Raw genomic sequence first — 22,995 nt, 5'->3', positions numbered from 1 at the left:
CTGATTTTCTACCGGTTATTTCTCGACAACGGCAACTACTTCCCGGCCTTTATATGTTCCGCAGGAAGGGCATACATGGTGAGCTAATTTTGTTTCCCGGCACTCCGGACACTGAACATATCCCGGCATTGCAAGTTTTTTGTGCGATCTCCTCTTGCCTCCCCTCGATTTGGATATTTTGTGTTTTGGATTAGGCATTGTATCAATCTCCTTGTTCAAATAGTTTCTTTATGACACTAAAGGGACTCTTCACTTCATCGTCCCTGCACTCGCAACTTGCTATATTCAGGTTTTGCCCGCATTTTGGGCAAAGACCACGGCAATCTCCTTTGCATAATGGATGCATCGGAGTTGATAGTATAACCTGCTCCCTGAAGATGTTATTCAACTCAACTTCATCCCCGGAATAGTGGTCTATATCCATATCTCCTTTTAGGAGAGCTGCTTCCTTATCAAGGTCAGAATTACTGAATGGCTGCTCCTGACAGTAAAAACTGGTATTTACCGGATAAGAGAATTCACCGGCACACCTGCTGCATGTAAGCTGCAGAGAAGTCCTTAGTGTTCCATCTACGAAGAAGACCCTCCCCTGCCGGGTAACCACAGCATCTATATGGACATTTTCATTCAGCATCAAATCCGGCGGCGATAAACCCAAACTACCGGCAGTTTCAATGCTGTGAATTTCAACACCTTCATCCGGGATTTTACTCACTATTATCTTCATAGAGGTATATACTGCCTTCTCCGGAAGAGTTTAAAAACCTTCTGACCGAATTTGAAATTATACAGAAATGACGAAGTCTTGTCAATTATATGAATGTATGTTTGATTAAACCTTTTTTAAAGCTTTGCGTGAATAAATAATCAGCGTTAGGACGGACAACAAAAAAACTACAAAGAAGATACCTGCTGACAGTGCAGGATTCAGAAAAAGGTATGCAATACCTATAACAGGAAACAGGGCATACCTGACAATCAACGGTGCAGGAGGATGTTTTTCTAATAACTCAGCAATGTGAGGACTGACTGAATAGTATGCTGCAACAAAGGCACGTCCGTGATTAAAAGTCATAAGGTAGTGGTCCCTGAAGTCCCGCAGGATTCGTACATAAGGAGAGCCTGAAGAACCGAATGCAGCGGTTGCAATAAAACACCGTTTGTCAGAACTGTCATTAATCGCTGGATTTATTTTAGGGTCCTGTGGAAGGTAAAATGCCTGAATCTCTGCGTCAGGACAACTATTGCCCAGTGCAGCCTTGTAACTGTAAGGAGCAGTCTCTGTAAGACCGGGGTCAATCAGGACTGAAGAAACCAGGAAAACCTCACTGTAATCAGAACCAAAACCATCCATTGAGAGACATCCTGACTTGTGCGTCTGATCTATTGCCAGATCATCCCTCTCAAATCCCTCTCCGTCACTCCTGACCTTAACAAGCATGGCTGCCCAGTTTATGCCATCAGAACCATCAAACTGAATAGTAAGTCTTTTATTATCATTGCCTGGCGGCAGAAAATGAATATAGTTTGCTCCAAGCTCATGGGGAGCTGAGGAGGAAGACACAGATGATGCCACTGGATATTCTTTGTGCTCTTTGGTCACTGCTGCCCTCCCATACTGTTTTCCCTCTTCATACCCTCCGTAGGTCTCACCAATATCAGCTACCGCGTTTAATGCAACAAATGCCCTGAATGCTGATTCAAAGTCAACCTGACCATACATTTCGGTGGCAAGAACATTTTTTATTGCGTCAATTCCGCCCTCATCCCTCTCCCATACACTCCTGACAAAATCTCTGTTTTTCAGATAAACATCTGTCAGATAAAGTATAAATATTACGTCACCATATTTATGGTCTGAATTTGAGCCTCCGTCATTCTTTAATGACAGCTCCGGACTCCTGAGCCACGATCTGATCCTCGCATAATAATTGTTAACTTCATCGTACACTGCTTCTTCCATCCAGGTTGCGCTTGCCTCAATCCACCAGTGATCAGAAGGAGAAGACCACCATTTATCAATTGAAGGATAACTGAACTGTATCGCATGGAAAAATTCATGAGCAGCAGTGATCTTAATCGTCTGGTCATCTGAGTATGAATTATTAACTACAATATAGGAATAGGGGACATGCTGATTATCATCTTTGCATATTTGAAAATAGTTTTTATCACAATATGTTACGGTTAAGCCCAGATAGTTGAAACCTAATGAAGGTGTCAGATCATCATCATTACCTGTCATTTTGTCTCTGGTGTTTGCAATATAGACATCAAACAGATACATTTCAGTGCCAGTCGGCTCAACGTATCCGAGATACTTTGTCTCATATGACCATACCTCTTCAAGATAATTAGCCCATTTGTCAACTAAATCTGGGACCCCAGAACATACAGATCCACTGTTAAACCCTGCTGAACATGAAATAATTTTGTCAGAGTCTGCCCCCCTGTCACCATTAAAAAGATTATTTCCCCATTCAATATTGAAGTGTTCAGTTTCAACCCAGTTTGGGAGTAAATGTGTACCACGGACAGATTTTATACTTCCAGGCGGTGTTTTAGGAAGGAATTGACTGTTCAGCTGCGCCGGTTTTGACAGAAAATATTTTGAAGCAATTTCTTTAAATTCGGGACTTAATTCACCCCATCTTTTTCTTATCCCCATTACCGTCATCGTTGCATCCTGCTTCATATCATTGTCTGAAAGAAACCGATGTAAGGTCTGATCACCGGCAGGGTTATCAAAGATTGAAGCCAGATGATTCAATTCAATACTTTCCGCTGCACTAAGATGACCTGAATTGAGATTAATCTCTCCTGAGGAAACAACAGGGGTAACTATTGAAATTATGAAAACTATTAAGGCTATTAGTGACGGCATAATAGGTTCACTATTTTAGCATAAATAACAAATAACAAAAGTTTTATCTAAAGTAAGTTTAGCGGGTTAAAGACTTTATTGAGGACTCAGGACCTTCTCAGAAACATTCCTGTAGGTTGGATCAATTTCGTATATCTCCTGGAACACGGTAAAGGCGTCATCTTTTTTGCCCAGCATTTCCAATATTTCACCAAGCTCATATTTTAATACAAGCTGACTCCGGACATCATAGCTGGGGTTTGTCAATGTCTCCATCAGAATATCTGCTGCCTCTGAATATTCACAAACATCTTTGTGGCATAGTGCAATCATAAAGGAAGCATCAGTAAATCTATCTTCGCCTGGCAAACATAATTTGAATTCCTCAATAGCCTCCTGACAAAGCCCCATCTCCTTATAGGCAATTCCAAGATTATAGTGAGTTTCATAATCCTCGGACCCAAGCTGTGATCTGATGCCATCCTGGAATTCATGAAAGAGATCATCAAAGCTCTTTATAATGGGTTCCTCCTCCTGAGCAAAAGGCCGGACCGGCTCTTCTATTTCTGCATCCTTCAAGACTTCCCCAAGATCAAAGAATGACGATGAAGGCCCATTGTCATCCGGTAAGATCTCTACCGCCGGAACAGCAGTGTCAGATTGAACACCTCGCAAATCAATCAGTCTCGCCGAGGCCTCCTGATTATCAGGACATACTAATAATATCTTTTTATATACAGCAGCAGCTTCATCAAACATTCCCTGCTGCGCATAAAATCCTGCCTCTTCCAGAAGCTCATTAATCTCAGCATGTACATGAGGAATCAGCTTATCTCTATACTCCTGTATTCTATGGTCATTAGGGTTAATCGCTATAGCTTCCTGGATCAACTCTACAATGCTGTCACCTTCATCCTCCTCTTCATATATTTTTAGAAGGATTAAACATTCTTCGATCGCCCTGGACACGTCGCCTGCAGCCTTATATGCATCTTTTAATCTAGAATGCGCAATCTTGCTATTCGGGTCAACACTCAGTGCGGACTGATATCCATCCACAGCCTTTTCAATAAGGCCATATTTCATAAATGCATCAGCTGACGCAAGTTGCTCCGATGTGTCAGTGGTAACTGAGAACACTTCAGAATTCTGAATTTCCGGCTCTGATTCCGGCTGTGTTTTAGCATACCCTTCTTTAGCCTCAAGTGAAGATGGATTTATTTCCAGTATCTTCTTATAATAATCAGCTGATTTTAAAATTTCTCCACTTTCGTAATAATATTTAGCGAGAAATAAACCCCTGTCCTCCACCTTATGTTTTTTATCCAATGCAACAGCCACGTCAAAGAGATTCTCATGTGCACATATTAAATCCGGGGTAATATCTATTGTCTTTTCAGCATATTCGAATGCCTTTTCAATGAGATTTCTCTCCAGGCAATCCCTGCTGAGACTGAGATATTCATCAGTCGCACGCTTTAAATCACCTTTATTTAACAAGATAGATCCAAGCAGGTCCCTGTATACTATCTGATCAGGATTATCATAAATGCGGTTTTTTATGATTTCTTCAGCCTCATCATACATTTTAGTCTTGTCATATATATCAATAAGTATTGAAAATGCCTCTTCCGAGTCAGGTGAACGCTCAAGTGCCTTTTTAACGAACGCCATGGCCTCCTCAAAATACCCATCCTGAAGACGAATCCTTCCTATTTTAATTAAGGTATCAACATTATCCGGGGCTACCCGCAGTATTAGTCTATATATACTCTCTGCCTCATCCCAGCGTCCTGACTCAACATGGACAGAGGCTACTTTGTTATATTCTTCAATAGCTTCACTAATCAAATCTTCTTTCAGATAGATATCCGCAATCTTAAGACGGACATTCAGGTTTGCCGGATCAAGGTCTGCGATCTTTCTGTAGACATCCAGTGCCTCTCTGACCTGGCCATCCTGCGAGTATAGCTTAGCAGCCGCCAAATAGTCTTCGCGGGCATTGCCGATAAGACCTCTTTCGCAGTTAAGGTTACCAAGTCTGATATAGATATCTTTGCTGGAAGGGACTATTTTAAGAATCTTTTTTAGTACAGCAATAGCTTTGAGGGCAAAACCTGATGACTCAAATATCTCAGCGGCCTTGACATAGTTAGCTATCGCATCGTCTTTTCCCTGCTCATTTGTCTGATATTTAAGATACATGTCTCCAATTGAATTATAGATATTAGCATCATTAGGATTATCAGTTAAGAGTTTTTTCCATTCATCTATAGCCTTCTGAATCTGGCCTCTGCCTGTATATTGCTGTGCAGTTTCTAAAATTTTACTCTTATCAATTGACAAGTGAATGCCTTCCTTTCATGAATATAAATCGTAAGACAATCACATTTTCTTTAGTTTAAATGATCAAGTTAAAAAAAAAGCCTCCTCAGCACTTAGCCGGGAGGCTCTTAAAACAATACTAAAAATACAAATTAATACATACCACCCATTCCACCACCTGGAGGCATGGCCGGCATCTTTTCCTTATCTTCAGGAATCTCTGATATCATCACTTCAGTCGTCAGCATAAGAGATGCAACGCTTGATGCATTCAGCAGAGCAACCCTCGTAACCTTTGTAGGGTCTATAATTCCTGCCTTTAACATGTCTACATACTCTTCTTTTGATGCATCAAATCCGAAGGTGCCCTTTTCGCGCTTGACACGCTCGACCACAACAGAACCTTCAAGTCCGGCATTATTAGCAATCTGACGGATAGGTTCTTCAAGAGACCTCCGAATAATATTGACGCCTATCTTTTGATCACCTTCGAGTTTCAGTTTATCCAGTGCTGAAATGGCGCGAAGAAGCGCTACTCCACCACCTGGAACTATACCCTCTTCCACTGCTGCTTTTGTGGCATGCAGTGCATCTTCAACTCTGGCCTTTTTCTCCTTCATCTCTGTCTCTGTTGATGCCCCAACATTTATCACGGCTACTCCACCCACTAATTTCGCAAGACGCTCCTGGAGTTTTTCTCTGTCATAATCAGATGAGGTTTCTTCAACCTGTGCCTTAATCTGTTTTACGCGACCCTGGATCTTGTCATGAGAACCGGCGCCCTCCACAATAGTAGTATTATCTTTATCTATTGTAACGCGTTTTGCACGTCCAAGATCCGTGATCTTTACATTCTCTAATTTGAGACCAATATCCTCTGAAATTACCTGACCGCCTGTAAGGATTGCAATATCCTCCAGCATAGCCTTTCTCCTGTCACCAAACCCAGGGGCCTTGACTGCAGAGCAATTCAATGTTCCCCTCAACTTATTAACAACTAATGTTGCGAGCGCTTCACCTTCTATATCCTCAGATATAATTAACAATGGTTTGCCCATCTTAGCAATCTGCTCAAGCACCGGAAGAAGATCCTTCATCGAGTTGATCTTTTTCTCATATATGAGAATCAATACATCTTCAAGTACCGCCTCCATCCTCTCATGATCAGTTACAAAGTATGGTGAGATATATCCCCTGTCAAACTGCATTCCCTCAACGACATCAAGAGAAGTTGCCATGGTCTTGGCTTCTTCTACTGTGATAACACCATCCTTACCTACCTTCTCCATTGCCTCAGCGATCAATTCGCCAATGGTAGTATCGTTATTTGCTGATATCGTCCCTATCTGGGCAATCTCCGAACGATCCTGACATGGTTTGCTCATCTTCTTTATCTCTTCTACAACTACCTCCACGGATTTATCTATACCCCGTTTAATCTCCATTGAATTAGCGCCGGCGGAGACATTCTTTGCCCCTTCTCTGAAGATTGCCTGTGCCAAGACAGTTGCCGTAGTAGTGCCATCGCCAGCTACATCGCTGGTCTTACTTGCCACTTCCTTGACGAGCTGCGCCCCCATATTTTCCCAGGGATCCTTGAGCTCTATCTCTTTAGCAACAGTAACTCCATCTTTTGTAATTGACGGCGCACCAAATTTCTTATCTAATAACGCATTACGTCCTTTTGGACCAAGGGTTACTTTCACTGCATCAGCCAGCTGATTAACACCTTTTAGAATGGCTGCCCTTGCGTCATCACCATACATTATCTGTTTAGGCATTCAACATCCCTCCTTTTTATAATAAAATTCCCATCTAACCTTCCAGTACGCCCAGGATATCCTCTTCTTTCAGAATCAGATACTCAGTACCATCAATGTTTGTCTTGGATCCGGAATATTTATCAAAGAGAATTGTATCTCCTGCCTTAATCTCTTTGACTTCACTACCTATAGCCTCGACTTTACCTTTCTGTGGTTTTTCTTTAGCAGTCTCCGGCAGATAAATCCCGCCTGCTGTCTTATCACCTTCTTCAGCATAACTGACAAATACGCGGTCCTTTAAGGGCCTGAATTTTTGGTTGATCTTTGTAGTTCCTGACATGTTTTCGCCTCCTTTCTTTGATTAAGTTGATGTTAAAAGCACAATGTTTGTGCTGCATTGACAAGGTTGATATATAATCACTATTTTGAAAAAGGCAAGTCCTGATATTATAAAATTTTAATTATTTTGAATATTAGAGACGGGTGTGACAACGCAGATTCAGGCGGTCTCCTTCTTACCGGCATCTTTCCCAATATTAACCAATTCCAATATAGCCATCTCTGCTGAATCGCCCAGTCTACGTCTCGTCCTGATAATCCGGGTATAACCACCTGACCTGTCAAGAAAACGAGGTGACAGCGACTCAAACAACTTTGTAACGACAGATTCACTCTTAATGTATGCAAGCGCCTGTCTCCTGTCATGAAGAGTTCCTCTCTTGCCAATTGTAATCATCTTCTCAGCAATCGGCCTGACCGTTTTTGCCTTGGCAAGCGTTGTCTCAATCCTGCCATGTTCCATCAGTGCAGTTACAAGGTTTCTGAATAATGACCTTCTATGTTTTGTATCCCTGCTTAATTGTTTTCCCGCATTTTTGTGTCTCATATCTTCTGCCCTTCGTCATTTTTAATAAGGCTGTCCACATCCATGCCAAATGCCAGCCCCATAGATATTAAAAGTTCCTTAATCTCATTAAGTGATTTTCTGCCAAAGTTCTTTGTCTCCAGCATCTCATTCTCTGTTCTTTTTACAAGATCCGCGAGTGTGTATATGTTGGCATTTTTAAGGCAATTGGCTGACCTTACAGACAACTCAAGTTCCTCCACACTCCGGAAAAGATTTTTTGCTGTATCAGACTTATTCCCTTCAATGACTTCCTCTCTCCCTGACGGAGATTCTTCTACACTTACCACATCATCTTTTTCATCTTCATCTATATCACCTTCAGCAAAAATATTCAAGTTATCCTTTACTATTCTTGCAGCATGATTAATAGCTTCGCCTGGTTTTATACTGCCGTCGGTCCAGACCTCCAGGATGAGACGATCATAGTCTGTTTGTTTTCCTACACGTGCATTTTCAATGCGTACATTAACGCGGGTAACTGGTGAAAATATAGAGTCTATCGGTATCACACCTATAGGCAGACCCTCTTCTTTATTACGTTCTGATGTAATGTAACCCCGCCCAAGCTTAACAGTCATTTCCATATCCAGCGCTGCATCTTTTTCTATCGTAGCTATTACAAGATCAGGTGTTAATATCTCAACATCTGCATCATGAATAATATCCCTGCCAAGCGCAGTGCCAGGGCCCTTTTTCTGAAGGTAAATCGTTTTTGGTTTATCAGTATACATCTTCAATCTAAGATTCTTTAATGTTAGAATAATGTCCGTTACATCTTCCTTTACCCCAGGGATAGCAGAAAACTCGTGAAGCACATTGTTTATTTTGACAGATGTTATGGCTGCGCCAACAATTGAGGATAATAGAACTCTTCTAAGCGAATTTCCAATAGTAACACCAAAGCCTCTTTCAAACGGCTCTGCGTAAAATTCTCCATATGTTGGTGTTAATGTATCGCTGTTTACTTCTAATTTTTTTGGAATCTGAAAGTCTTTAGTCCTTATTATCATTAGCTCCCCCTGAATAATATTTTCTTATATCAGTACCTTCGCTACTCCCGGGTAAATACACCCGGCTTATATGTAGTTACAGCCGCATTTACTTAGAGTAGAGCTCTACTATCAATTGCTCACTTATCGGCAACAGTATCTCATCTCTGGCCGGAAGTCCAGTTACACGTGCCCTGAAATTATCGCCTTCCACACCTAACCAGGACGGAATAGTTTTGTTTCCAAGGTTTGCAACGGCATCTTTTAATCTGACATCCTCACGGCTCTTTTCCTTTATCTCAATAATGTCACCTTCCTTAATCTGATATGACGGAAGATTGACTTTCTTCCCATTGACCAGGAAATGACCATGTCTAACTAATTGTCTTGCCTCATTTCGTGATTCAGCAAACCCTGACCTGAAGACCGCATTATCCAGTCTTCGCTCAAGCATTTGCAGCAACAATTCACCTGTAACCCCTTTTCTCTTAGATACCTTTGTAAAGTAACCTCTGAACTGTGCCTCCAAAAGACCATATACGCGCTTAACCTTTTGCTTTTCCCTCAACTGAATGCAGTAGTTGGTCGCTTTCGACCCCCTATGCGCACGCTGACCATGTACACCTGGAGGATAACCTCTCCTTTCAAAAGCACACTTTTCAGTCATACATCTACTGCCTTTAAAATATAACTTCATTCCTTCTCGTCTGCACATCCTGCAGACAGGACCGATGTATCTAGCCAACTAAGTCTCCCTCCTACACCCTTCTCCGCTTTGGCGGTCTGCAGCCATTATGAGGAATAGGTGTAACATCTTTGATTGCATTAATCTTTAATCCTGCTGCCTGAAGCGCCCTGATTGCAGACTCCCTACCGGCGCCAGGACCCGTAACAAGCACCTCGACATGACGTAATCCATGTTCCATGCCCTTTCTTGCAGCTGTCTCTGCAGCCTTCTGAGCAGCGAAAGGTGTGCTTTTCCTTGACCCTTTGAAACCTTCAGATCCAGCACTACACCAGGCTATTACATTTCCGCCAACGTCCGTTATAGTGACAATCGTATTATTGAAAGATGCCTGAACATGGGCAACTCCGGTCTGAATATTCTTTTTTTCCTTTTTCTTTGGTGTCTTTTTAGCCATTTCTATTGCCTCACTTAGTTTCTTTCTTCTTATTACCTATTGTACGACGCGGTCCCTTTCTGGTTCTCGCATTCGTTTTTGTTCTCTGTCCACGCAGAGGGAGAGACCGTCTATGCCTGCCTCCTCTATAACTTCCGATGTCAATAAGCCGTTTAATATTCATCGCAACCTTACGTCTGAGATCACCTTCGACTGTAAAGTTCTTATCTATTTCATCCCTGATCGCAGTTACTTCCTCTTCTGTAAGATCTTTGACCTTCTTGTTCAAATCAATATTAGCTGCAGCCAGTATCTTCCTGGATGCACTGCGACCGATGCCAAAAATGTAAGTCAGGCCAACTTCTACTCTCTTAACACCCGGTAAATCAACTCCTTCTATTCTTGCCAATTTGTAATCCCCTCTTTAATTAAGTCAGTTTTTTGCTTTAACATATTGCATATTACTTCCTGACTTATGATTATAAAATCCGTTCTTACCCCTGCCTCTGTTTATGTCTTGAATTTGAACAGAGAATGCGTAATGTTCCCTTGCGTCTTATAATCTTACATTTAATACACATTTTTTTTACAGATGATCTGACTTTCATGATGAAGCTCCTCTCTAATCAGCTACTTGAAGCGATATACAATTCGCCCTCTTGTCAGGTCATAGGGAGATAGTTCTATCGTTACCTTATCGCCTGGCAGAATTTTAATAAAATGCATCCTCATCTTCCCTGAAACATGGGCTAATACTTTGTGCCCGTTATCCAATGTAACTTTAAACATTGCATTAGGCAGCGTCTCTATGATTGTACCCTGTACCTCAATTGAATCTTCTTTTGCCATTTTTATGAATTATCTTGATATTTTAAATAAGTAAATTAAATATTATAGCATACTCAATATCTCATGACCATCCCCTGTAATCGCCACGGTATGTTCAAAATGTGCAGAACGACATTTGTCTATGGTTACAGCTGTCCACCCATTATCCAGAACAACCAGGTCACTGCTGCCGGCATTTACCATAGGCTCTATTGCCAGCACCATCCCGGCCTTCAATCTTGGGCCCTTTCCCCGTTCGCCATAATTCGGAACCGGCGGATCTTCATGAAGGGAACTCCCTATTCCGTGACCCACAAAATCTCTTACAACCGAGAAACCTTCTTTTTCTACATAATCCTGAATGGAGCAGGATATATCAGACACCCTGTTGCCTGTTTCTGCAAGCTCCAATGCCTTATACAGCGATTTCTCAGTCACATCCAGAAGCCTCTTGCTTTCGCTATCTACTTCATCAACCGGTACAGTAATTGCTGCATCACCATAATACCCATCAAGCAGGACTCCTATATCAATGCTAACGATGTCACCATCCTTTAATTCTCTTGTTGATGGAATTCCATGCACTATTTCTTCATTTACTGATATGCACGTCGCACTCGGGTAACCCTTGTATCCTTTAAAAGCAGGTTTCCCGCCATGTTTAATTATAAAATCCTCTGCGATTCTATCCAATTCCCTTGTCGTTATCCCGGATCGCACCTTTTTTTTTAACTCATCAAGCGCCCCGGCAACAATTATACAGGATGCCCTTATCTTTTCAATCTCTTTCCGGGACTTAATAATTATCATATTCTAAAGCATGGAACAAATTAAATCAAATACACCCGCAATGTCTCCATTCGCGTCTACCCTTTTTAACGTCCCACGTTCTTTATAATACGAAATAAGTGGTTCTGTACTTTCCCTGTATACCATCATCCTCTTTCTGACAGTTTCTTCCTGATCATCTTTTCTCTGAACCAGCCGGCCGCCACAACTGTCGCAGACTCCTTCTTTCTTTGGCAAATTATAATGCAAGTTAAATGTTTTCTGGCATCCCTCACAACTCCTTCTTCCGCTTAGCCTCTTTACAACATCCTCTTCTGCAGCCTCAAGACTCAGGACATGGTCAATTTTGGAATTATTTTTGCTTAACATCATATCCAATGCCGACGCCTGTTGAATGGTCCGCGGGAATCCGTCAAGTATCCAACCAGAGACACAATCACTCATCCTCAACCGCTCTTCTACTATCCCGATAACAACCTCGTCAGGCACGAGTTTACCACTATCCATATATGATCTGGCTTGTATGCCAAGTTCAGTCCCATTTTGTATCGCCTCACGCAGCATATCCCCTGTGGATATCTGCGGAATGCCATATTTTTCAGCAAGCTTCCATGCCTGAGTACCCTTGCCTACACCTGGCGGTCCTAACAGTATAAAATTCATGCTGACCTTCTACCATCCATGTCTTTCCACTTTCTTATCATATAAACAGTGAGCTGAACTCATTTTAACATTATTTCAGCATCACCTGAGATCTGCAAAGACTTTATGATCTACCACGACCCCTTGTTCTTGACCCGTCCTTTTTTCAGAAAACCTTCGTAGTTCCTGCTTATCATATGTGTCTCAATCTGCTGTGCAGTGTCCATGGCAACTACAATAACAATCAGCACTGACGTACCTCCAAAGTAAAACGGCACATGTGCATAAGCTACGAGAAGTTCCGGCAGTATTGATACGGCAGTTAAATAGAGGGCGCCAATTAATGTAAGCCTCGACATTACCTTGTATATGTAGTCTGACGTCCTCTGTCCGGGCCTTATACCAGGAATAAATCCTCCATATTTCTTCATATTATCTGCCATATCAACAGGATTTAAGACAACAGCTGTATAAAAATAGCAGAAGAATATTATCAGCACTGCATAAAGGAACGTGTATAGAAATGATCCCGGAGCAAATTGATTGGCGATTGAGTTAACCCAGGGAACTGCAATAAACCCTGCAACCATAGCTGGAAATGCTATTAGTGAAGATGCAAAAATGGGAGGTATTACACCTGCCGTATTTAATTTAAGCGGGATGTGTGTACTCTGTCCTCCATATACCTTTCTGCCCACAACACGTTTGGCATACTGCACAGGTATCTTCCTTTTTGCACTCTCAATATATACGACTACAGCAGTAACAGCAAGTATCATAATAGCTACTATTATTAACAAGAAGGCGCCAATCTGACCTGCGATGTAAAGCCTGAATGTGTTTATTGCAGCCTGAGGTATATTGGCAATAATACCTGCGAAGATAATAATTGATATACCATTTCCAATTCCACGTTCATTGATCTGTTCACCAAGCCACATGACAAAGATAGTGCCTGTCGTAAGGGTAAGTACTGTCATCAAGCGAAATGACCATCCAGGGGTTTGAATAAACATCCCATTCTGCATACCTTCCAGACCTACAGCAATACCGAATGATTGAATAAAACTTATTAAAACCGTCAGATATCTGGTATATTGTGTAATGGTGCGACGCCCGCTCTCGCCCTCCTTGGCCAGATTTGCCAGTGTAGGTATAACTACAGTAAGCAACTGCAGGATAATAGACGCAGATATATAAGGCATGATGCCCAGTGCAAATATTGAAAGTTTTGACAGGGCACCGCCGGAGAATATATCAAAAAATCCCATGAGTGCACCACCCTTGTCACGCAAAAACTGACTTAGTGCGGCGCCATTGATTCCAGGAGTCGGGGTATGGGCTCCAAGACGGTAAATTGCAAGTAACCCAAATGTGAAAAGGATCCTGCTTCTCAGCTCTTCAATCTTTAATACATTCTTAATACTGTTGACTATTCTATCGAACACTTAAATTACCTCTGCAGTTCCACCGGCACTCAAAATCATCTCTACAGCCTTCCTGCTGAATTTATTTGCCTGTACAGACAGTGGCTTGCTTATCTCTCCGCGGCTGAGGATCTTGACTGCATCTGCAGATCGTTTAATAATACCCTTACCTGAAAGGGTCTCTGGTGTTACGGCTTCTCCTGCATGAAAATATTTTTCCAGGGTATCAAGATTAACCACATCGTACCTGATTTTAAAAGGATTATTAAAACCTCTCTTGATCAACCTTCTATGTAGCGGCATCTGACCGCCTTCAAATCCAGGCCCCTTTCCTCCGCCTGATCGGGCAAGCTGTCCCTTATGTCCCTTTGTAGATGTCTTGCCGTGGCCTGATCCCGGCCCCCTGCCTACTATTTTACGTTTCTTTTTAGCGCCCTTTGCAGGTCTTAACTCATTTAGCTTCATCTACCCCCTCCGACACCTCCACAAGATGTTTTATCTTCCAAACCATTCCTCTTATTTCCGGTGTATCTTCCCTTAGAACTGTATGCCCAATGCGCCTCAATCCCAATGCCTTAATTGTCAATCTATGTTTTTCAGGAGTCCCTATACCACTCCTTACCTGTTTTATTTCAATCTTTTTCATTATTTTCTCCGGATAATTCAGGGGTTATCGCCTGCGACTATTGCACACTTCCAATTGCTGCTTCGCGTAATTTAATGACTTCCTCCGGCACCCTTAATAATTTTAAGCCTTCTAAAGTGGCACGTACGACATTAAAAGGATTTCCACTTCCAAGAGACTTACATAATACGTTTTGTACACCGGCAACTTCCATCATCGCCCTGACTGCCCCACCGGCAATTATCCCGGTTCCTGATGAAGCCGGCCTGATGACCACTGCCTCTGCACCAAAATGTCCAATGATCTCATGAGGCACAGTAGTATTAGTTAAAGGAAATCTTACAAGATTTTTCTTGGCATGTTCCATGGCCTTCCGTATCGCCTCCGGTACTTCGGCTGCCTTGCCCTTACCAAATCCGACACATCCGTTTTCATCACCAATAACAACGAGGGCACTGAAGCTAAACCTCCTGCCGCCTTTAACGACTTTTGCAACGCGATTTATGTGAACAACTTTATCCTTTAAAGTAAGCTCATCTGGATTAATCTTCTTCAAGACACCCCCCATAATCAATTAAGCAATATTAAAATTCCAGTCCGCTTTCCCTTGCGCCATCTGCAAGAGATTTAATATTGCCATGATACCTGTAACCACTGCGATCAAATACTACTACTTTTATGCCACGTTCCACTGCCCTTGTTCCAATTAACGCACCAACTTTTCTTGATATCTCACAGTTGACATTTTCAGTCCGAATCGCTTCCTCAATGGATGATGCACTCGCGAGTGTGTGACCCTTCATATCATCAATAATCTGGGCATATATGTAGCGGTTACTCTTGTATACACACAACCTGGGCCTCTCCTGCGTTCCCGCAATCTTTTTTCTGACCCTCTTATGTCGTTTTTCCCGCAAATCTTCCTTAGACAACGTCCTCCTCCTTATTTCTTACCGGTCTTTCCGGCCTTTCTTACTATTCGCTCATTCTTATACTTTATTCCCTTGCCTTTATATGGTTCAGGTAAACGCATTCCGCGTATATTGGCGGCTACCTGACCTAATAACTCCTTGTCAGACCCCTTAAGGGTTATAACAGTCTGTTTATCAATAGCGGCGTCAATCCCGTCAGGAAGTGGATAAATAACCTGATGAGAGAAACCCAAATTCAGCATTATGTTTCTGCCCTGCATAGCTGACTTGTAACCAACACCGCTGATCTCAAGCACCTTTTCATATCCGTTTGTTACACCTTCCACCATATTGGATATGAGCGTTCTTGTAAGGCCATGAAGAGATCTGTATTGTTTTTCATTCCCAACAGATGCCACTGTGACTGTACCTTCATGATTTGTAATATTTACATCTCTTGAGAATGTTCTCTGTAAACTACCCTTAGGTCCCTTAACAGATACAATATTACTTTCTACTTTAACTTCTACCCCTTTGGGTATTGCTATAGGTTTCTTACCAATCCTCGACACTTTGTTTACCCCTTAGTATTTTTTACCAAACATAACACAAAACTTCACCGCCTACTTTATCTTTCCGTGCTTCTTTATCTGAAAGAAGTCCCCTCGAAGTCGAAAGTATGGCTATCCCAATCCCTCCTATTACCCGGGGGACCTCATCTTTACCTACATAAACCCTGCATCCTGGTTTACTGATACGTTTTAAACCTGTAATGACCGGGGCATCATTCCGGTTGTACCTCAACTGTACAGATATCTTTTTATCTTTACCTTCTCCATCAACGTTGTAATTTTGAACAAAACCACTTTCTTTAAGAATCCTCGCCATCTCAAGTTTCAACTTAGATATAGGTATATCAACAGCTGAATGCTTTTGATTACTCGCATTCCTGATTCTGGTCAACATGTCTGCTATTGGATCTGTCATTACCATATTAAATTACTCCAAATTAATAGGATTCCAAACCGTTAGAATCCAGGTCATCAACACTTATTTATGTTTACCTCATTACCCATTGCTTTACACTCATTGCTTCTTATGTTACCAGCTCGACTTAATCACGCCCGGGATATTACCCAACAGGCTATTAGACCTGAAACATATACGGCACATCTGAAATTTCCGCAAAAACGCCCTTGATCTGCCGCACAACGGACATCGGTTATATTTGCGGACCTTAAACTTGGGATCCAGTTTTGATTTTGCTATCAGAGACTTCTTTGCCACATTCCCTCCATCAGTAACGTCATTTCCTAAACGGCATCCCCATCAATCTCAACAGGGCCTTACCCTCATTGTCATTCTCAGCGCTTGTAACTATTGTGATATCAAATCCATGAACAAATGTCACAGTCTCATACTTTATCTCCGGGAAAATTATCTGTTCTTTCAAACCCAGTGTATAATTTCCCATACCATCAAAGGAATTTCCATTAATCCCCCTGAAATCCCTGATTCTCGGCAATGCTATACTGATTAATCTGTCCAGGAACTCATACATTCTGTTTCCCCTGAGGGTAACTTTGCAGCCTATTGGCATTCCTTCTCGAAGTTTATAGCTGGCAATAGCCTTCTTCGACTTTGTTACCAGTGGCTGCTGCCCGCAAATCTGTTTCAGCTCTTCAACCACACCATCCAGCATTTTAACATTTTGAACGGCCTCTCCAATTCCGGCGTTGACTACAATCTTCTTGATATGAGGCGCCCTGACAGGATTTTCATAAGAAAACTCCTGAATAAGTGCCGGAATAACCTCTTTCTGATATTTTTCCTTTAACCTTGGCAAACTATTTTTTATTTGACCTTTTCCCATAATATACCTTTATTCAAGTACGACGTTAACTAATCAATGATCTCCCTGCACTTCTTACAATAACGCAGCTTCTTATCATCACCGACCTGCACCCCTACCCTGGTTGCCTTACTGCATTTTGGACAAACCATGGATACGTTGGATATATGCATGCGGCCTTCTCTTTCAATGATACCGCCTTCTTTAATCTTCTGCGAAGGCTTCATGTGTTTCTTGATCATATTTATCTGCTCAACCAGCACATACCGACTGCCTTTTGAGGACAATACCCTTAGTACCTTCCCCCTCTTTCCTTTTTCTCTGCCGTAAATGGCCTCTACTGTATCACCTTTTTTTATTCTTAACTGCATTACACCACCTCCGGAGCAAGAGAAATAATCTTCATAAATTTCTTCCATCTCAGTTCTCTGGCAACGGGGCCGAATATTCTTGTACCGATCGGTTCACCCTGGGCATTAATAAGAACCGCAGCATTCTTGTCAAATCTGATGTAGGATCCATCATCACGGCGAATGCTGTCAACAGACCTCACAATTACTGCCTTCGCAACCTGCCCTTTCTTGGCAGTTCCATCAGGGATTGCCTCCTTAACACTAACAACAATAACATCCCCAATGCCGGCATATCTCCTGTTGGATCCACCCATTACTCTAATACACATCACTTTCTTTGCACCTGAGTTATCTGCAACTTCTAACACTGTTCTTGGCTGAATCATATAATTTCCTATTCCCCTGCCTGACTGCTTTCAAGTATGTCAACAACTGTCCAATGTTTATCTTTACTTATAGGTCTTGTCTCTATTATCTTCACCTTGTCACCTGCATGACACTTGTTTTCTTCATCATGAGCCTTAAACTTCATACGCATCTTGACTACTTTACCGTATTTTGGATGCTTGTACAGATTTTCAACCAATACCGTTACAGTCTTATTCATCTTGTCGCTTACGACCTTACCCACGAATTCTTTGCGCCTCTTCACAACCATTACCCCTCCGCCTTTCGCTGCTGCGCCACAGTCTTAATCCTTGCTATTTCTCTCTTTACATTTCTAATGCGCATCGGGTTTTCAAGACTGCCGCCGACAGCCTGCTGAAACCTGAGATTAAACATCTCTCTCTTTAATTCAGTCTCACGTCCCTTAAGCTCTTCTATTGTGGCAGCGAGCAGTTCTGTCATCTTCATATTATATCCCCGCCTCTTTCTATGAATTTAGTCGCAACAGGAAGCTTATGTGCAGCAAGTCTCAATGCCTCTTTCGCGACCTCCTTACTAACACCATCCATCTCATATAATATACGACCCGGAAGTACAACTGCTACCCACCCCTCAACAGGTCCCTTGCCTTTTCCCATTCTTGTCTCAGCCGGCTTCTTTGTTACAGGCTTATCCGGGAATATCCTGATCCACACCTTACCGCCACGTTTAACATGCCGTGTAATAGCGATACGGGCAGCCTCTATCTGCCTTGCAGTAATCAACCCCGGTTCCAGAGTCTTGATGCCGAATGTTCCGAAACTAAGTTCGGCCCCTCTCGTTGCCTTTCCGTTCATGCGACCTTTCTGAACCTTTCTGTGCTTTATCTTCTTAGGCGCTAACACCAGCTATATCCTCCCTGTCAGAAAGTACCTCACCTTTATATATCCATACCTTTATGCCTATCTGGCCGTACGTAGTCTTAGCCTCGGCAAATCCGTAGTCAATATCAGCCCTCAGAGTATGAAGCGGAACCTGACCTTCACGATACCACTCTGTCCTTGCAATTTCAGAACCTGCCAAACGACCGGAGCATTGTATCTTTATTCCCTGTGCACCAAACCTCATTGCTGAGGCAACGCTCTTCTTCATTGCCCTTCTGAAGGCTATTCTTTTTACCAGCTGAGATGCAATGTTCTCTGCAACAAGCTGTGAATCTATCTCCGGTTTCTTGATCTCAAGTATATTTACTGAGATCTGCTTACCTGTAAGGGCTTCTAAGTCCTTCTTCAGCTTATCTACCTCTGCTCCCTTTCGGCCAATAATTATTCCTGGTCTGGCAGTATGAATGTTGACCTTGGCAGTCTGCGTAGAACGTTCAATTCCAATCATTGATACTCCAGCGTGAGCAAGCTTGCTTTTGACAAGGTTTCTCACCTTCAGGTCCTCATGCAGCAATGCTGCATATCCGCGCTCTGCATACCACCTGGAATTCCATAACTTTATATACCCTAACCTGAAACCAATCGGATGAACCTTCTGTCCCAATCTAACCCCTCCCTTTACCTTAACGACGCTTAGCTGCCTCTATTGTAGACAGGACAACTGTTATATGACTCATATGCTTCTTTCTGCTCATTCCCTTGCCCATCGGGCCCGCCTTAAACCTTTTAAGCGCCGGTCCATGATCTACAAAGGCACTGCTGATAACCAGCTCATCTACATCGCCAATATTTTTCTGTCTGGCATTTGCTATAGCTGATTTCAGTACTTTATCAATCGTAAAAGATGCATGCTGAGGAAGAAATTTAAGTATATTAAGCGCCTCTCCCACATTCTTGCCTCGGACAAGATTCATCACCCGCCTGGCCTTCCTTGGCGCCACTCTCGCATATCTTAATATTGCTTTAGATTCCATAAAATTAACAACTCCCCTTATTAACTAAATAATCTCCCCAAACTCATTACTAACTACTCATGGCTCATTGCTTCTTAACGCTCATCGCTTCTTCAAACTTATCACTATTTTAATGAGGTAGATTTCTCCGTCTTACCGCCTGAGTGCCCCTTAAACGATCTGGTAGGGGAAAACTCTCCAAGCTTGTGACCAATCATATTGTCAGTTACGTAGACCGGGATAAACTTTTTCCCGTTGTGAACTGCTATGGTATGTCCTATCATTTCCGGGATTATAGTTGACCGTCTTGACCATGTCTTTAATATCTTTTTCTCTCCTCCGCGATTCATATTTTCAATTTTCTTTGAAAGATGAGAATCTATAAAAGGACCTTTTTTGACAGAACGTGCCATTTACCTTACTTCCTCCGCTTGATAATTAACTTGCCAGTTGTCTTATTCCTGCGAGTCTTATAGCCCTTTGTCGGCTTACCCCATGGCGTGCATGGATGTCTGCCTCCGGAGGTCTTACCCTCACCGCCGCCATGCGGATGGTCAACCGGATTCATAGCAACTCCCCTTACATGAGGTCTCTTGCCAAGCCACCTGGATCTTCCAGCCTTGCCTATAGAGACGTTGAAATGCTCTATGTTTCCGACCTGACCAAGGGTAGCCATACACCTCGCATGCACCATCCTTATCTCACCGGACCCCAGCCTGACCGTCACATAATCACCTTCCTTGGCCATAAGCTGAACTGCAGCGCCGGCACTTCTCGCAAGCTTCGCACCCCGGCCCGGTAATAGTTCAATATTGTGAATCATCGTTCCCAATGGAATATTTGATAATGGAAGTGCATTACCTACCCTTATCTCACTTTCCGGTCCTGAACTGAGCTGATCACCAACCTTCAATCCTTCGGGACATACAATATACCTCTTTTCACCATCAGCATAATGAAGTAATGCAATCCTTGCAGTCCTGTTAGGATCATACTCTATCGCCGCTACTTTAGCAGGTATAGATATCTTGTCACGCTTGAAGTCAATCTTTCTGTAGAGCTGCCTGTGTCCGCCACCCTTATGATCAGCAGTAATACGCCCATTATTATTCCTGCCTCCATATCGCTTCTTTGATGAAACCAACGACTTCTCAGGCGTTGATTTCGTAATCTCATCAAACGTAAGGCTTGTCTTCCCCCTTACACCTGGAGACGTCGGTTTAAACTTTTTTAGTCCCATAATTTACGCACCCTCAAATATTGCCAATTTCTCCCCTTTTCTCAGGGTAACCACTGCCTTCTTCTTTCCCGGCATTATACCTTCAAATTTACCAAGTCTTTTTTTCTTACCCGGCATATTTATCAGATTAACTTTTTCAACCTTTACTTTAAGTAATTCTTCAACTGCCCGCTTAACCTGTATCTTGTTAGCATACGAATTTACAATAAACAGCACCTTGTTCATTTCCTCTCTCAGCATGGTACTCCGTTCCGTAATAATCGGATAGCAGATTATGTCATGGATATCAATATTCATGACCACACCTCAGCTACTTTCTCGATACCATTTTTTGTTATAATAAGGTTCTTATATTTCAAGAGATCATATACATTTATCTGCACAACATCCATAACAACAACCCCGGGAAGATTACGCCCACCCCTGTATACCAACTCGTTTTGACTGTCACATACAATCAAGGTACTACCAGTAACATTCAGCCTGCGAAGGAGAGATACTACCTCTTTTGTCCTGCCATCCTTTATACCAAATGCATCAATAATCGTTAAGTTCTTATCTTTCAGCTTTGATGCAAGGGCACTGCATAGCGCAAGCCTGCCCTTCTTTCTTGGCATACTATACGAGTAGTCGCGTGGATGCGGACCAAAGACAATACCACCACCGACCCATACCGGAGACCTGGATGATCCTGCCCTGGCCCTCCCGGAGCCTTTCTGTTTCCATGGCTTTTTCCCACCGCCGCTTACAAACGATCTCGTCTTGGTGGAATGAGTTCCCTGCCTCTGATTATTTAATGACAGAGTTACCGCCTCGTGCAAAAGCGCCTCATTTACAGGCTGGCCAAAAATCTTCTCATCAAGATCAACATTGCCTACGACATTATTATTTAAATCTACAACTGGTTCCTGTAACATAATCTCCCACACTCGCTTTTCTTGTAAGTTATCTGCTCTTTACAGCTTTTTTTACATACACTATAGATCCCTTGCTGCCAGGTATCGCACCCCTTATCAAAAGAAGGTTATCCTCCTTACGAACCCCAACTACCTCGAGATTCTGAATAGTGCGCCTCTTACTCCCCATATGACCCGGAAGCTTTTTGTTTTTCCTGACCCTTGACGGATAGGCGCTGCATCCTATAGACCCAGGTGCCCTGTGAAACATGGATCCGTGAGTTGCCGGACCACCTGCAAACTTATGTCTCTTCATAACCCCCTGAAATCCTTTTCCTTTGGTCACACCACTTACATCAACCATATCGCCTTCCTGAAATACCTCTACAGTCAACTCCTGCCCTGGCGTTAGCGCCGCCATATCACCGCTAAATTCAACTAAATATCTTGAAGGAGCAGCGCCATGCTTTTTGTAATGACCCAACACAGGCTTTGTAAGATGTTTTTCCTTTGCATCCTTGAACGCTACCTGAGCAGACTCATATCCATCTTTTTCAATGGTCTTCTTCCTGATAACCCTGCATGGCCCGGCTTCAACCACTGTTACAGGTATTACACGTCCATCTGCTGCAAAAATCTGAGCCATTCCGTGTTTTATTCCAATCAGTCCATTAATCATTTTGGTTTCTATCTTTCTAAATTCATGCTGATATCGAGTCAGCCGTTTTTATAATTTTATCTCCACATCAACACCAGCTGATATATCTAACTTCATTAATGCATCTGCTGTTTCCGGAGTCGGTTCATAAATATCTATAAGCCGTTTATGTGTCCGCATCTCGAACTGCTCACGCGACTTCTTATCCACGTGCGGCGACCTGAGAACAGTAAACTTGTTAATACTAGTTGGCAGAGGGATAGGACCCGACACCCTTGCGCCGGTCCGTTTTGCTGTCTCAACAATCTCCGCTGCAGACTGATCAAGCAATTTATAATCATATCCCTTTAACCTTATCCGTATCTTCTGACCTATTGCCATTTCATCTTTTTCCTTTATTAATGCTGAATGTCCCTACTTTACTCGATCACCTTGGTTACGACCCCTGCCCCTACAGTCTTTCCGCCCTCGCGAACGGCAAACCTCAAACCCTCAGTCATGGCTATAGGGGTTATCAAATCCCCTTCCACTGTTATATTATCC

38 protein-coding genes are annotated in these 22,995 nt (G+C 42.6%); all 38 read right to left on the bottom strand.

Annotated elements, in window-relative coordinates; all coding sequences use genetic code 11:
• Positions 1-15: 15 nt before the first annotated feature.
• The gene (rpmF, locus tag IT392_02785) at positions 16-198 is read right to left on the bottom strand and encodes a 50S ribosomal protein L32 (GenBank protein ID MCC6543412.1); all 183 of its coding nucleotides are present in this window, start codon (positions 196-198) and stop codon (positions 16-18) included.
• Between the two features lie 4 nt (positions 199-202).
• Complete coding sequence (locus tag IT392_02780) at positions 203-727, bottom strand: DUF177 domain-containing protein (GenBank protein ID MCC6543411.1); 525 nt, start codon at positions 725-727, stop codon at positions 203-205.
• Positions 728-832: 105 nt separating this feature from the next.
• Entirely contained in the window at positions 833-2,884 is a 2,052-nt protein-coding gene (locus tag IT392_02775) for a hypothetical protein (GenBank protein MCC6543410.1), read from the bottom strand.
• 75 nt (positions 2,885-2,959) lie between these two features.
• Entirely contained in the window at positions 2,960-5,209 is a 2,250-nt protein-coding gene (locus IT392_02770; protein MCC6543409.1) for a tetratricopeptide repeat protein, read from the bottom strand.
• Positions 5,210-5,340: 131 nt separating this feature from the next.
• A complete protein-coding gene (gene groL / locus IT392_02765) occupies positions 5,341-6,969 on the bottom strand; it encodes a chaperonin GroEL (GenBank protein MCC6543408.1) in 1,629 nt (542 codons plus the stop codon).
• Between the two features lie 34 nt (positions 6,970-7,003).
• Positions 7,004-7,291, bottom strand: coding sequence for a co-chaperone GroES (locus IT392_02760; protein ID MCC6543407.1), 288 nt, complete (start codon positions 7,289-7,291; stop codon positions 7,004-7,006).
• Between the two features lie 159 nt (positions 7,292-7,450).
• Positions 7,451-7,837, bottom strand: a complete 387-nt coding sequence (rplQ, locus tag IT392_02755; protein ID MCC6543406.1) for a 50S ribosomal protein L17 — start codon at positions 7,835-7,837, stop codon at positions 7,451-7,453.
• Positions 7,834-8,868, bottom strand: coding sequence for a DNA-directed RNA polymerase subunit alpha (locus IT392_02750; GenBank protein ID MCC6543405.1), 1,035 nt, complete (start codon positions 8,866-8,868; stop codon positions 7,834-7,836). Before IT392_02750 ends, rplQ begins: the two co-directional genes overlap by 4 nt.
• An 88-nt stretch (positions 8,869-8,956) precedes the next feature.
• Positions 8,957-9,592 carry a 30S ribosomal protein S4 gene (gene rpsD, locus IT392_02745; GenBank protein MCC6543404.1) on the bottom strand — a complete coding sequence of 212 codons (636 nt, stop codon included), beginning with the start codon at positions 9,590-9,592 and terminating at the stop codon, positions 8,957-8,959.
• 13 nt (positions 9,593-9,605) lie between these two features.
• Entirely contained in the window at positions 9,606-9,989 is a 384-nt protein-coding gene (gene rpsK / locus IT392_02740) for a 30S ribosomal protein S11 (GenBank protein MCC6543403.1), read from the bottom strand.
• A gap of 10 nt (positions 9,990-9,999) precedes the next feature.
• On the bottom strand, positions 10,000-10,377 hold the full coding sequence (gene rpsM, locus IT392_02735) for a 30S ribosomal protein S13 (protein MCC6543402.1): 378 nt from the start codon (positions 10,375-10,377) through the stop codon (positions 10,000-10,002).
• An 85-nt stretch (positions 10,378-10,462) separates the two neighbouring features.
• Entirely contained in the window at positions 10,463-10,576 is a 114-nt protein-coding gene (gene rpmJ, locus IT392_02730; protein ID MCC6543401.1) for a 50S ribosomal protein L36, read from the bottom strand.
• Positions 10,577-10,598: 22 nt separating this feature from the next.
• Entirely contained in the window at positions 10,599-10,817 is a 219-nt protein-coding gene (infA, locus tag IT392_02725) for a translation initiation factor IF-1 (GenBank protein ID MCC6543400.1), read from the bottom strand.
• A gap of 42 nt (positions 10,818-10,859) precedes the next feature.
• Positions 10,860-11,606 (bottom strand): type I methionyl aminopeptidase, encoded by a 747-nt coding sequence (gene map, locus IT392_02720; protein MCC6543399.1) that lies wholly within the window; start codon positions 11,604-11,606, stop codon positions 10,860-10,862.
• Positions 11,607-11,609: 3 nt separating this feature from the next.
• A complete protein-coding gene (locus IT392_02715; GenBank protein MCC6543398.1) occupies positions 11,610-12,248 on the bottom strand; it encodes an adenylate kinase in 639 nt (212 codons plus the stop codon).
• Positions 12,249-12,358: 110 nt separating this feature from the next.
• Positions 12,359-13,675 (bottom strand): preprotein translocase subunit SecY, encoded by a 1,317-nt coding sequence (gene secY, locus IT392_02710; GenBank protein MCC6543397.1) that lies wholly within the window; start codon positions 13,673-13,675, stop codon positions 12,359-12,361.
• The gene (gene rplO / locus IT392_02705) at positions 13,676-14,119 is read right to left on the bottom strand and encodes a 50S ribosomal protein L15 (protein MCC6543396.1); all 444 of its coding nucleotides are present in this window, start codon (positions 14,117-14,119) and stop codon (positions 13,676-13,678) included.
• Positions 14,106-14,300, bottom strand: coding sequence for a 50S ribosomal protein L30 (gene rpmD / locus IT392_02700; protein ID MCC6543395.1), 195 nt, complete (start codon positions 14,298-14,300; stop codon positions 14,106-14,108). Before rpmD ends, rplO begins: the two co-directional genes overlap by 14 nt.
• 37 nt (positions 14,301-14,337) lie before the next feature.
• Positions 14,338-14,835, bottom strand: a complete 498-nt coding sequence (gene rpsE / locus IT392_02695) for a 30S ribosomal protein S5 (protein ID MCC6543394.1) — start codon at positions 14,833-14,835, stop codon at positions 14,338-14,340.
• Between the two features lie 28 nt (positions 14,836-14,863).
• Positions 14,864-15,226 carry a 50S ribosomal protein L18 gene (gene rplR / locus IT392_02690; protein ID MCC6543393.1) on the bottom strand — a complete coding sequence of 121 codons (363 nt, stop codon included), beginning with the start codon at positions 15,224-15,226 and terminating at the stop codon, positions 14,864-14,866.
• Entirely contained in the window at positions 15,223-15,762 is a 540-nt protein-coding gene (rplF, locus tag IT392_02685) for a 50S ribosomal protein L6 (GenBank protein ID MCC6543392.1), read from the bottom strand. The genes rplR and rplF overlap by 4 nt, the downstream gene beginning before the upstream one ends.
• A 22-nt stretch (positions 15,763-15,784) precedes the next feature.
• Entirely contained in the window at positions 15,785-16,183 is a 399-nt protein-coding gene (gene rpsH / locus IT392_02680) for a 30S ribosomal protein S8 (protein ID MCC6543391.1), read from the bottom strand.
• 108 nt (positions 16,184-16,291) lie between these two features.
• Positions 16,292-16,477, bottom strand: a complete 186-nt coding sequence (locus tag IT392_02675; protein MCC6543390.1) for a type Z 30S ribosomal protein S14 — start codon at positions 16,475-16,477, stop codon at positions 16,292-16,294.
• Between the two features lie 19 nt (positions 16,478-16,496).
• Positions 16,497-17,036, bottom strand: coding sequence for a 50S ribosomal protein L5 (gene rplE / locus IT392_02670; GenBank protein MCC6543389.1), 540 nt, complete (start codon positions 17,034-17,036; stop codon positions 16,497-16,499).
• A gap of 56 nt (positions 17,037-17,092) precedes the next feature.
• On the bottom strand, positions 17,093-17,413 hold the full coding sequence (locus IT392_02665; protein ID MCC6543388.1) for a 50S ribosomal protein L24: 321 nt from the start codon (positions 17,411-17,413) through the stop codon (positions 17,093-17,095).
• Positions 17,413-17,781 (bottom strand): 50S ribosomal protein L14, encoded by a 369-nt coding sequence (gene rplN / locus IT392_02660; GenBank protein ID MCC6543387.1) that lies wholly within the window; start codon positions 17,779-17,781, stop codon positions 17,413-17,415. The genes IT392_02665 and rplN overlap by 1 nt, the downstream gene beginning before the upstream one ends.
• An 8-nt stretch (positions 17,782-17,789) precedes the next feature.
• Positions 17,790-18,053: a 30S ribosomal protein S17 gene (gene rpsQ, locus IT392_02655; protein ID MCC6543386.1), complete on the bottom strand. Its 264-nt coding sequence runs from the start codon at positions 18,051-18,053 to the stop codon at positions 17,790-17,792.
• Positions 18,053-18,250 (bottom strand): 50S ribosomal protein L29, encoded by a 198-nt coding sequence (gene rpmC / locus IT392_02650; protein MCC6543385.1) that lies wholly within the window; start codon positions 18,248-18,250, stop codon positions 18,053-18,055. The genes rpsQ and rpmC overlap by 1 nt, the downstream gene beginning before the upstream one ends.
• Positions 18,247-18,666: a 50S ribosomal protein L16 gene (rplP, locus tag IT392_02645; GenBank protein MCC6543384.1), complete on the bottom strand. Its 420-nt coding sequence runs from the start codon at positions 18,664-18,666 to the stop codon at positions 18,247-18,249. Before rplP ends, rpmC begins: the two co-directional genes overlap by 4 nt.
• Positions 18,653-19,309: a 30S ribosomal protein S3 gene (rpsC, locus tag IT392_02640; GenBank protein MCC6543383.1), complete on the bottom strand. Its 657-nt coding sequence runs from the start codon at positions 19,307-19,309 to the stop codon at positions 18,653-18,655. The genes rplP and rpsC overlap by 14 nt, the downstream gene beginning before the upstream one ends.
• Positions 19,310-19,328: 19 nt before the next feature.
• Positions 19,329-19,679 carry a 50S ribosomal protein L22 gene (gene rplV, locus IT392_02635; protein ID MCC6543382.1) on the bottom strand — a complete coding sequence of 117 codons (351 nt, stop codon included), beginning with the start codon at positions 19,677-19,679 and terminating at the stop codon, positions 19,329-19,331.
• A 104-nt stretch (positions 19,680-19,783) separates the two neighbouring features.
• Positions 19,784-20,071 (bottom strand): 30S ribosomal protein S19, encoded by a 288-nt coding sequence (gene rpsS, locus IT392_02630; protein MCC6543381.1) that lies wholly within the window; start codon positions 20,069-20,071, stop codon positions 19,784-19,786.
• A gap of 5 nt (positions 20,072-20,076) precedes the next feature.
• Positions 20,077-20,898 (bottom strand): 50S ribosomal protein L2, encoded by an 822-nt coding sequence (rplB, locus tag IT392_02625; protein MCC6543380.1) that lies wholly within the window; start codon positions 20,896-20,898, stop codon positions 20,077-20,079.
• 3 nt (positions 20,899-20,901) lie between these two features.
• Positions 20,902-21,195 carry a 50S ribosomal protein L23 gene (rplW, locus tag IT392_02620; GenBank protein ID MCC6543379.1) on the bottom strand — a complete coding sequence of 98 codons (294 nt, stop codon included), beginning with the start codon at positions 21,193-21,195 and terminating at the stop codon, positions 20,902-20,904.
• Complete coding sequence (gene rplD, locus IT392_02615; GenBank protein ID MCC6543378.1) at positions 21,192-21,815, bottom strand: 50S ribosomal protein L4; 624 nt, start codon at positions 21,813-21,815, stop codon at positions 21,192-21,194. Before rplD ends, rplW begins: the two co-directional genes overlap by 4 nt.
• Positions 21,816-21,843: 28 nt before the next feature.
• Positions 21,844-22,473 (bottom strand): 50S ribosomal protein L3, encoded by a 630-nt coding sequence (gene rplC, locus IT392_02610; GenBank protein ID MCC6543377.1) that lies wholly within the window; start codon positions 22,471-22,473, stop codon positions 21,844-21,846.
• Between the two features lie 48 nt (positions 22,474-22,521).
• A complete protein-coding gene (gene rpsJ / locus IT392_02605) occupies positions 22,522-22,833 on the bottom strand; it encodes a 30S ribosomal protein S10 (protein MCC6543376.1) in 312 nt (103 codons plus the stop codon).
• Between the two features lie 38 nt (positions 22,834-22,871).
• Positions 22,872-22,995 (bottom strand): elongation factor Tu (gene tuf, locus IT392_02600; protein MCC6543375.1); only part of this gene is annotated, 124 nt, incomplete at its 5' end.

It is taken from the genome of Nitrospirota bacterium (assembly GCA_020846775.1).
In the GTDB taxonomy this organism is placed as follows: domain Bacteria; phylum Nitrospirota; class 9FT-COMBO-42-15; order HDB-SIOI813; family HDB-SIOI813; genus RBG-16-43-11.
The sequence above is the reverse complement of the archived record's forward strand: the minus strand, read 5'-3'. Positions and strand labels throughout refer to the sequence as shown.

Coding starts and splice junctions, on each gene's coding strand:
- rplW (MCC6543379.1), bottom strand. CDS start 21,195: ATGAATATTGATATCCATGACATAATCTGCTATCCGATTATTACGGAA.
- IT392_02760 (MCC6543407.1), bottom strand. CDS start 7,291: ATGTCAGGAACTACAAAGATCAACCAAAAATTCAGGCCCTTAAAGGAC.
- rpmJ (MCC6543401.1), bottom strand. CDS start 10,576: ATGAAAGTCAGATCATCTGTAAAAAAAATGTGTATTAAATGTAAGATT.
- rpsS (MCC6543381.1), bottom strand. CDS start 20,071: ATGGCACGTTCTGTCAAAAAAGGTCCTTTTATAGATTCTCATCTTTCA.
- rpmC (MCC6543385.1), bottom strand. CDS start 18,250: ATGAAGATGACAGAACTGCTCGCTGCCACAATAGAAGAGCTTAAGGGA.
- rpsK (MCC6543403.1), bottom strand. CDS start 9,989: ATGGCTAAAAAGACACCAAAGAAAAAGGAAAAAAAGAATATTCAGACC.
- rplO (MCC6543396.1), bottom strand. CDS start 14,119: ATGAAGCTAAATGAGTTAAGACCTGCAAAGGGCGCTAAAAAGAAACGT.
- rpsJ (MCC6543376.1), bottom strand. CDS start 22,833: ATGGCAATAGGTCAGAAGATACGGATAAGGTTAAAGGGATATGATTAT.
- rplB (MCC6543380.1), bottom strand. CDS start 20,898: ATGGGACTAAAAAAGTTTAAACCGACGTCTCCAGGTGTAAGGGGGAAG.
- rpmF (MCC6543412.1), bottom strand. CDS start 198: ATGCCTAATCCAAAACACAAAATATCCAAATCGAGGGGAGGCAAGAGG.
- rplD (MCC6543378.1), bottom strand. CDS start 21,815: ATGTTACAGGAACCAGTTGTAGATTTAAATAATAATGTCGTAGGCAAT.
- IT392_02750 (MCC6543405.1), bottom strand. CDS start 8,868: ATGATAATAAGGACTAAAGACTTTCAGATTCCAAAAAAATTAGAAGTA.
- groL (MCC6543408.1), bottom strand. CDS start 6,969: ATGCCTAAACAGATAATGTATGGTGATGACGCAAGGGCAGCCATTCTA.
- rplQ (MCC6543406.1), bottom strand. CDS start 7,837: ATGAGACACAAAAATGCGGGAAAACAATTAAGCAGGGATACAAAACAT.
- IT392_02665 (MCC6543388.1), bottom strand. CDS start 17,413: ATGCAGTTAAGAATAAAAAAAGGTGATACAGTAGAGGCCATTTACGGC.
- rplC (MCC6543377.1), bottom strand. CDS start 22,473: ATGATTAATGGACTGATTGGAATAAAACACGGAATGGCTCAGATTTTT.
- rpsQ (MCC6543386.1), bottom strand. CDS start 18,053: ATGGTTGTGAAGAGGCGCAAAGAATTCGTGGGTAAGGTCGTAAGCGAC.
- infA (MCC6543400.1), bottom strand. CDS start 10,817: ATGGCAAAAGAAGATTCAATTGAGGTACAGGGTACAATCATAGAGACG.
- IT392_02715 (MCC6543398.1), bottom strand. CDS start 12,248: ATGAATTTTATACTGTTAGGACCGCCAGGTGTAGGCAAGGGTACTCAG.
- IT392_02780 (MCC6543411.1), bottom strand. CDS start 727: ATGAAGATAATAGTGAGTAAAATCCCGGATGAAGGTGTTGAAATTCAC.
- rpsH (MCC6543391.1), bottom strand. CDS start 16,183: ATGGTAATGACAGATCCAATAGCAGACATGTTGACCAGAATCAGGAAT.
- rplN (MCC6543387.1), bottom strand. CDS start 17,781: ATGATTCAGCCAAGAACAGTGTTAGAAGTTGCAGATAACTCAGGTGCA.
- rpmD (MCC6543395.1), bottom strand. CDS start 14,300: ATGAAAAAGATTGAAATAAAACAGGTAAGGAGTGGTATAGGGACTCCT.
- IT392_02775 (MCC6543410.1), bottom strand. CDS start 2,884: ATGCCGTCACTAATAGCCTTAATAGTTTTCATAATTTCAATAGTTACC.
- map (MCC6543399.1), bottom strand. CDS start 11,606: ATGATAATTATTAAGTCCCGGAAAGAGATTGAAAAGATAAGGGCATCC.
- rplV (MCC6543382.1), bottom strand. CDS start 19,679: ATGGAATCTAAAGCAATATTAAGATATGCGAGAGTGGCGCCAAGGAAG.